General features: G+C 37.5%; 9 protein-coding genes. 7 read left to right on the top strand and 2 right to left on the bottom strand.

The annotated features are described in order from the left end of the window. Both mgtE and VMW81_02075 read left to right on the top strand, forming a co-directional pair. On the top strand, nt 1–873 hold an 873-nt coding region (gene mgtE, locus VMW81_02070), incomplete at its 5' end, for a magnesium transporter (GenBank protein ID HUU49730.1). A gap of 78 nt (nt 874–951) precedes the next feature. Beyond that, nucleotides 952–1860 carry an alpha/beta hydrolase gene (locus VMW81_02075; protein HUU49731.1) on the top strand — a complete coding sequence of 303 codons (909 nt, stop codon included), beginning with the start codon at nt 952–954 and terminating at the stop codon, nt 1858–1860. Between the two features lie 23 nt (nt 1861–1883). On the opposite strand, the gene VMW81_02080 is transcribed toward VMW81_02075, so the two are convergent. Next, on the bottom strand, nt 1884–2642 hold the full coding sequence (locus tag VMW81_02080; protein HUU49732.1) for a GPMC system MBL fold metallohydrolase: 759 nt from the start codon (nt 2640–2642) through the stop codon (nt 1884–1886). A gap of 344 nt (nt 2643–2986) precedes the next feature. Here VMW81_02080 and VMW81_02085 point away from each other — a divergent pair, with 344 nt between their 5' ends. Then, the gene (locus tag VMW81_02085) at nt 2987–3835 is read left to right on the top strand and encodes a formylglycine-generating enzyme family protein (GenBank protein ID HUU49733.1); all 849 of its coding nucleotides are present in this window, start codon (nt 2987–2989) and stop codon (nt 3833–3835) included. Nucleotides 3836–3837: 2 nt separating this feature from the next. On the opposite strand, the gene VMW81_02090 is transcribed toward VMW81_02085, so the two are convergent. Next, on the bottom strand, nt 3838–4524 hold the full coding sequence (locus VMW81_02090) for a retropepsin-like aspartic protease (GenBank protein HUU49734.1): 687 nt from the start codon (nt 4522–4524) through the stop codon (nt 3838–3840). A 353-nt stretch (nt 4525–4877) separates the two neighbouring features. On the opposite strand from VMW81_02090, the gene VMW81_02095 reads away from it, so the two are divergent. The 4 genes from VMW81_02095 to VMW81_02110 all read left to right on the top strand — a co-directional run. Then, entirely contained in the window at nt 4878–5219 is a 342-nt protein-coding gene (locus VMW81_02095; GenBank protein ID HUU49735.1) for a tetratricopeptide repeat protein, read from the top strand. A 46-nt stretch (nt 5220–5265) separates the two neighbouring features. Continuing rightward, entirely contained in the window at nt 5266–5778 is a 513-nt protein-coding gene (locus VMW81_02100) for a tetratricopeptide repeat protein (GenBank protein ID HUU49736.1), read from the top strand. Nucleotides 5779–5991: 213 nt separating this feature from the next. Continuing rightward, the gene (gene amrS, locus VMW81_02105; GenBank protein HUU49737.1) at nt 5992–7158 is read left to right on the top strand and encodes an AmmeMemoRadiSam system radical SAM enzyme; all 1167 of its coding nucleotides are present in this window, start codon (nt 5992–5994) and stop codon (nt 7156–7158) included. 6 nt (nt 7159–7164) lie between these two features. Beyond that, nucleotides 7165–7813, top strand: a 649-nt coding sequence (locus VMW81_02110; protein HUU49738.1) for a spermine synthase, incomplete at its 3' end; no start/stop codon positions are given.

Below are 7813 nucleotides of genomic sequence, written 5' to 3' on the forward strand. Positions count from 1 at the left end.
GAAAGTGAGGCAGAGATGGTTTTTTATATCTATGTCATTGATGAAAAAAATCATCTTGTTGGAGTTGTTTCTTTAAGACAGTTAATTCTGGCGCCTTTCTCAAAGTCCTTAAGGGATATTATGGCAAAAAAGGTCTACAGCGTCAGAACAGATACGGATCAGGAGGATGTTTCAAAAATCGTGGCACGTTATAATCTTTTGGCGATCCCTGTTGTGGATGAGGAGAATAAATTGGTAGGGATTATTACCGTAGACGATATCATTGATGTTATTGGTCAGGAGGCAACAGAAGATATCTACAAGATGGCAGGAACCAATGAGGAAGAAATTTTATTCAGTAAATCCATATTCAAAGTGGCCAGGTATAGGCTTCCCTGGTTGATTATTTCTCTCATAGGGGGGATCATTACAGGTGCATTGTTATGGCAGTTTAAAATAACCCTTAAGGAGTTATTGGCACTGGCTGCCTTTATTCCTGTCGTGATGCATATGGGAGGAAACGTTGCTATCCAATCTTCTACAATAACGGTTAGAGGTCTTGCTACGGGAAGAATAGATGCTTCTGTGATTACAAAACATATCCTTCGAGAAATGCTTACAGGAGCAGTGATGGGAGCTCTCTGCGGGACTATCATCGGAATTGTGGCTCATATCTGGCATGGGAATTTTATACTCGGTATAATCATTAGTATTTCTATGTTTTTTGCCATTACCGTGGCTTCTTTAATGGGTGCTTTGGTTCCCATTATATTTAAGAGGTTAAATATAGATCCTGCCATTGCCTCTGGTCCGTTTGTCACAACTTCAAATGATATTACAGGTCTTTTGATATATTTTAGCCTTGCCACCGTTCTTCTTCGGTATTTAATTTAAAATACAAGGGTTATTTATTTTTCTCACCCTAAATATCTTAAATATTTCTATGGATTGTCTTATATAAAATTTCATAATATGATTTTTAATATTGTCTTAAAAATTTTAGGATTTTCTTTTCTTATTATCTTCTTATTAAATGCCATCTTTGTTTATATGAATACTCATCCACCCCGTTATCCTCTCCATATTCCTCCATCCCAGTATGACCTTGAATATGAAGAGGTTACATTTCATTCAACAGATAACATTTTATTAAGGGGGTGGTTTATCAAAGCCAAATTTAGAGATAATTTTCAAAATGGAAAGTGGCCAACAATCATTATCTGTCATGGCCTAGGAGCAAGCAAATCTGACTTTACAGAATTTTCCAAGGAATTAGCAGAAAAGGGATATAGCGTCCTATTATTTGATTTCCGGGGTCATGGAGAAAGTAAAGGGAAGAGATCGTCCATAGGCTACTTAGAACAAAGAGATCTTTTAGGGGCTATTGAGTATGTGAGAGGAAAGGAAGATGTGATGAAAGAGAAGATAGGGCTTTATGGATTTTCGATGGGTGCTGCAGTGGCAATTCTTACCGCAGCAAAACATAAGAATGTTCAGGCAGTTGTATCAGATAGCTCTTATACAAGCCTGAAAGAAGAGGGAGCTTTAATCCTAAGATCTTTCTATCATCTTCCCTCTTTCCCCTTTGTATATTTTATGATGTGGACCTATAACATCTTTTTCTTTACAGATGTAAACAAAATATCCCCTTTAGAAAAAATAAGCCATTTATCACCTATTCCTGTATTTATTATTGGAGGAGAAGGGGATAAGTTGATGCCTGCTTCTTATGCAAAGAGGTTATTTAAAACCGCAAGGGAACCAAAAAAGTTATGGATTATTAAGGATGCCAGTCACGGAGAGACAATCTTTATGGCTGGAAGTGATTATAGAGAGAGGGTCATAGAATTTTTTGACCATTATCTAAAAGAGAAGTCCTGATTCTCGGAAAAAGAGTTTTTCCTCTAAATCTCAACGACCATTCCATCGTAGGCCAGTTCCATTCCTTCAGGGAGTTCTCTGTTGACCTTTTCATATTCTAAATCATGTGTAAGATGAGTAAAGAGAGTCCTTGCAGGATTTAGCTTTTTTGCTTCTTCCACGGCCGTATGGATATTGAAATGGGTCGGGTGGGGTTCATATCGAAGGCCATCCAGGATAAGGAGATCTAAATTTTGTAGCTTTTTTTCAGATTGAGGAGGGATGTAGCTGCAGTCTGTTATATAAGCCATATTATTGATCTTGTATCCAAGGATAGGGATGATACCGTGCATAATCTTGATAGGCGTTATTTTTGTTTTGAAGAGACTCAGTTGGGAATTGATGATGCTGAATTCCAGTTGAGGGGTGGTACATCCATTTTGGTCTTTATGAAAGATATATTTAAAAATATTTTTTATATTATTAACAGTATCTCTGTTTCCAAAGCAGGGTATGGGTGTGTTTTGAATAAAATTGAAAGATCTCATGTCATCAATTCCGTGAATGTGGTCAGCATGAGAATGGGTATATAAAACTGCATCGATATGATCAATATTATTTTCTAAGGTCTGATATCTGAGATCAGTTGATGTGTCTATCAGGATATTCTTTGCATTTTCAGAGATAAGAATCGAGGTACGAGTTCTTTTGTTCTTTGGATTGGTAGAGCGGCACACCTCACAATTACATCCAACCGTTGGTACACCCGTAGACGTTCCAGAGCCTAAAATGGTTATTTTCATTATTTTTTCTCAGAAATCTTTAGGTAAAAGTTTTAATGGCGAAAGCAAGAACGATTCTCAACAACAAGATAATATTATAATAAATTCTTCTATACTAAAAGTCAAATCTTTTATATTTTTTCTTTTGGAAAGAAAGCTTTCAGTTAAAGGGTTTTGAAAAATCCGTTAAGAAAAGAAAAATCTAGAAGCAGAAAATGCAATAACCTATTGACTTAATTATAATTTTTCCTATATTAAAATTAATAAAGACTAAAGAAAAACATAATCTTTTGAAATTTATTTTAAAAGGTATGGCTGCTTTAATTTTGGCAGCCACCACAGGGATATTCTAGATTTGAAATCCTATGACAAAATCATTAAAGGCTCTTATCTTTTCTATTATTTTTGCTCCTCTCCTCTTTATCTCTTACGATGGAGAACCTGAATCGTCAAAGGATGGATATAAAGAACCCATCACTGGTATGGAGTTTGTGTTTGTAAAGGGGGGATGTTTTGAGATGGGGGATACTTTTGGTGATGGTGATAGCGATGAAAGGCCTGTTCATACTGTCTGTTTGGATGATTTTTATATGGGGAAATATGAGGTGACTCAGGGGCAGTGGGAGATATTAATGGATAGTAATCCATCCTACTTTAAATTGGGTGATGATTACCCTGTCGATAACGTTAGCTGGAATGATGCATTGGAGTTTATAAAGAAGCTCAACCACAAGACAGGCAAAGCTTATCGTCTTCCTAGAGAGGCGCAGTGGGAGTATGCGGCAAGAAGTAGAGGAAAGAGAGATAAATGGCCAGGCACGAGTAGTGAATCAGAGCTTGAAGAGTATGTATGGTATGATAAAAATTCTGGAGAGAGAACCCATCCCGTAGGACAGAAAAGGCCAAATAACCTGGGATTGTATGACATGGGTGGTAATGTTTGGGAGTGGTGTTTTGACTGGTATCATAAAGATTATTACAGTAAAAGCCCTAAGAAGAACCCTGAGGGTTTAGATAAAGGATTATTTAAAGGGCTTCGTGGCGGTTCGATGATGTTTAAGTCTCATTTCGCGCGAGCATCAGCACGAACCGGATTCATACCATCATCTCCTCACAACTACTTCTTTGGCTTTCGCCTCGCTCATTCTGGAGATAGTTTTTTGAGTTTTGCAAAAAAAAGTAAGTGCTTGAAGAGGGATAAATCAGGAATTTAAAATTATTTTTTCCACTTGATAACTTGATTTTTAAAGTCAATACTGTATTCAAGATCTTTCAAGAAATTCATACCGAGCAGGCCTTTGTGAGCAACAGATGAACCTTTGTATTCAATGAAGCCTGCAAAAAGGTCTCTCTTTTTAATCGGCCCGACCTTAACATAGCTCAGTTTCGCTACATTGGTTTTGATCTCTTTTCCTCCTGCTACTCTTGTCTTCGCTTCTAGAAATTTACTGATATCTAATTGATCCGCAATCTCATCATGCAGGGTTATCATTGAGGCCCCTGTATCCAGAAGGAGTAAAGCCTCAGTTTCTTTTTTCCCATAACCCAGAATAACTGGTACCAAAACCTGGTTTCCTTTTATCATGACCTTTGTTTCCGTATCCTCTAAAGGTTTTTCGCTAGCAATTTCCTCCTTTTCTTTTTCTTCCTTTTCTCCCCCTACTTTGCGCTCCTTTTCAATCTTCTCTAATCTTTCCTTTTCAGGAAGAGAGTCATATTTTTCTTTATAAATTTTCAGCTTATCTCTGTATTCCTTCGGTATCTTGCTTGCGTCATCCGTGTAGAAGACCTTTCCATCTTTATCGATATACTTGTAAAACTCAGAGTAGAGTTCAGAAGAGAATAAGAAGGATAAAAAGAATAAAAATAATAGAATAGACAAGCCTCTCCTTTTTTTCTTCATATCTCCTTCCTTTCATACATAAAAATATGAATGAAGTATAGCTTTTCTATAATCATCATGCAATAGTTGTTCCTCAAAAAGATTATTTAAGGAGAGATGCAGAATCAAAATAATTATATGATTTATAAAAGCTTAATGAATTGCTACCTTATTTAAAAGAATGAGATTTTTAAGAATTTTTTTAGATATGTCAAATATTGCCTATACAGGAATTTTCATCATTCTTTTCCAACTATTCTTCCTTAAAATATTTCTTATTTGGAAATAGGGTAATGTGTATTATCATTTATTAAAGAGTTAGTTCATTTTGAAAAAGAAACCTATCATAATGAAATCAAAGGAGGATTATATTAATGGATTGGTTAGAGAAGGGTAAGGCATTAGTAGCTGAGAAGAAGTATAAGGAGGCGGTCGATGTTCTTAAAAGAGCCATAGAGCAAAACCCTAAAGATGCGAATGCTTTTGTTTTTAGAGGGATCGCTTATATTTCTCTGGGCAATCATAACGAGGCTATCAAGGATTGTAAGAGGGCCATAGAACTGGACTCAAAGTTTGCAGAGGCCTATTTTAACAAAGGTTATGCTTATTCTCTCCTTGGCGATCATCAAAAAGCCATCGAGGAGTATAAAGCTGCTGCCAGATTAGATCTTGAGCAAGCAAAAGATTTTTTGTTATCACGAGGGATCCCTTGGTGAGAGCAGGCAATGAACGAATAAAAACCCAAGAAAGAAAGGTAAAAAATTGAAGAGGTCATCTGTCATTCTCTCAGTAGCTTTTCTTATTATGTTCGTTCTTTTTTGTTTGGCTTTAAAAAAAGAAGTGGGTGCATCAGAAGAGTCTAAGCAGGGCTGTGATTCAGAAAAGACAATAGATGATTATACAAAAAAAATCGAATCAAACCCCAATGATGCTAAGGTTTATAAAGATCGAGGGAATGCTCATAAAAGAACTGGAAATAATAGAGAAGCAATCAGAGACTTCGATAAAGCGATCGAACTCGATCCTCAATATGCAGATACCTATAATGACCGGGGAATTGCTTATTGGCGACTTAAAAACCAAGAACAGGCTATCAAGGACTTTGATAAAGCCATTGAATTAGACCCCGAATATTCAAATGCATATCATAATCGGGGGATGACCTATTGGAAACTTGGCAACAAGGAGAAATTTATTGAGGATCTTAAAACTTCTTCAAGGCTGGGTGATAAAAAATCACAGGATTTCTTGCGGTCAAAAGGAATTCAATGGTAAAAACGATTCTTAATATGTTCTTTTGATAGAAGATCGTTGATTCAAACTTTATTTCGTTTACTTTTATAACTATTATTCTTTCCCTAAGAGTGTTATTTTCCTGTATTTCTCTTTAAAAAATAAATAACTTATTATTCAGACAAATAGAAGTAAATTTAAAAATAGTATTATAATCCTATTCTATGTTATATTGCATAGAGAGGGTGAGAGACAATGATGATCCGTAGAAAATTCCTGCTAGGAGCGATCTTAGCAGTTGCGGCCTTCATATTAACCTGGTTCTGGGATAGCTTTTCGAAAATATTGGGATTTCGACGCTTATTAATGAATCAACCTAAAGTCAATGATGAAGCCCAAACTACCTCAACCAAACTCCTCAAAGAGGTCATGTTTTATCAAAAGCTGGAAAATAAAATGGTGCAGTGTCAAACATGCTTCAGGATGTGTGTCATACCTCCTGGAGCACGGGGCTTCTGTCGTGTGCGAGAAAACAGAGATGGCAAATATTATAGCCTGGTTTACGGTGAACCCTCTGCTGTGCATGTAGACCCTATTGAGAAAGAGCCGCAGCACCATAATCTTCCAGGATCTCATATACTCTGTTTTGGTACAGTCGGATGTAATTTCAAATGTCGACACTGTCACAACTGGCATCTCTCCCAGGTAAGCCCGGGGGATTTTTATACCTATGATATATCCCCAGAAAAAGCCGTTGAGAGTGCTCTTAAAAAGAAGGTACCCACGATATCTTTTACCTACAATGAACCGACTGTATTCTATGAATATGTCTATGATATTGCAGTGCTCGCTAAAAAGCGAGGATTACGAATATTATGGCACTCAAACGGTTCTATGAATCCCGAACCACTAAGAAAGCTTTTGAGAGTTACCGATGCTGCGACCATTGATTTAAAGGGATTTACCAAGAAGGCATACCAGAACTCCTCGGCAGATTTAGAACCGGTGTTGAGAACCTTAAAGATTATCAAATATGAAGGGAAGTGGCTTGAGATTGTAAATCTGGTTGTTCCAACCATAAATGATGATCCCAAAGATTTAAGGCGCATGTGTGAGTGGATTAGAGAAGAGATTGGTGTAGAAACACCTCTTCACTTTTCCCGTTTTTTCCCGAATTATAAATTAACCCATCTTGACCCCACACCAATCCAGACCTTAGAAATGGCACATGGAATAGCAGTGGATGTGGGCATGAATTATGTGACAATAGGTAATGTCCCTGGACACAAGCTTAACTCAACATTCTGTCCAAAATGTAAAGAGAGGTTGATCCACAGGATTCATTTCGAGGTATTGAAAAACAATGTGGTGAATGGCAGGTGCAGGTTCTGTGATCATCGTATCCCTGGGATTTGGGGGTAGAGATTGATGCCCCTCATCCTTGCCATATTGATCATGGGCCTAAGCGGCATCGTTGCCCAGATACTCCTCCTTCGGGAATTACTGATTATCTTCTCCGGTAATGAACTCTCCATCGGTATTATCCTCGCCAACTGGCTTCTTCTAGAGGCCGCAGGTTCCTTCTGGTTGGGCAAAAGAATTGAAAAGATAGCAAGAAAGATTGAAGCGTTTGTCCTTGTTCAGCTGGTCTTTTCCCTGGCTCTTCCTTTAGCGGTTTTTTTGACCCGGAGTTTAAGCGGTTTCATGAAGACTGTTCCTGGCGAAGGTTTGGGATTCATCCCTGTTCTCTACTTTTCGTTCCTGATCCTTCTTCCAGTAAGCCTTCCTCACGGCGCATTGTTTACTTTTGGCTGTAAGGTATATTCTGAAATTCAAAAAAAACAAGAAGCTGAAGCCGGTATTATCGGTAAGGTCTATGTCTATGAGACCATTGGCTCCATCATAGGTGGATTGGTCTTTGTTTATTTGATGATTCCATACCTTCAGTCCTTACAGATAGCCTTTATTGTAGCACTACTGAATCTCATTGTTTGTGCAGCTCTTCTGAGGTTCTCCTTAAAGAACTGGTTTCAAGCCACGTTAACAGGCCTATCCATATTATTATTTCTTTTTGGAG

It is taken from the genome of Nitrospinota bacterium, assembly GCA_035528715.1.
Classification (GTDB): Bacteria; JADFOP01; JADFOP01; order DATKYB01; family DATKYB01; genus DATKYB01.